The 612-nt window shown below is 60.3% G+C and carries 1 pseudogene; it reads left to right on the top strand.

The features are described from left to right. Window positions 1-235: 235 nt before the first annotated feature. Window positions 236-612, top strand: a pseudogene (locus ACPXB3_RS22470) (HNH endonuclease); the annotation flags it as partial.

The raw sequence follows: 612 nt of genomic DNA, 5'->3' as shown, positions 1-612 counted from the left end.
AAACCAAACCTTAAGCGAGACACCGGCGTTGCGCCCTACGCCACGCTCAAACCACCCACACCTACATCACAAGAGCCACTGTTCACCGCAGGGAAAGTCGTTCACCGCTGTGGCAGCAGTTCACCGGTGTGACGAAACTGGTTGCAGCCCTTGTGGATTAACCCGCGAACACTTGCGCGTCGAACGAATATTCTGCTACACTGGAGTCATCGCAAGATCATCCCGGGGGGAATCCATGATCGACGACACCACTCATTTCGCAGAGCTTTCGGCTGAACTGTTCGCGGACCTCATCGCCCAACTCGACGACCGCACCTTCCGTGCGGATATCACCTCCCGAGAGGCGTTCGCGGCAATGCAGCAGCTGATCGTGTTGCGCAACATGCTCGATCACTACGCGGCCACCCTGACCGGTGAGTTCGACCGCCTCAAGATGACCGCACCCCAAGGCCGCTCGGTACGACAACTGTTGATCACCATGGGAATCGCGCCGGCTGTTGCCGGCCGACTCGTCCGCGTCGGCACTGCCACCGATATCGACGGCCTCCGCACACATACCGTCGACGGTGCGATATCCCTCGACCACGCCGACGCCATCGTCCTCGGACTCGG

The organism is Gordonia sp. DT219 (assembly GCF_049847065.1).
In the GTDB taxonomy this organism is placed as follows: Bacteria; Actinomycetota; Actinomycetes; order Mycobacteriales; family Mycobacteriaceae; genus Gordonia.
This window is presented reverse-complemented; position numbering and strand designations above follow the sequence as displayed.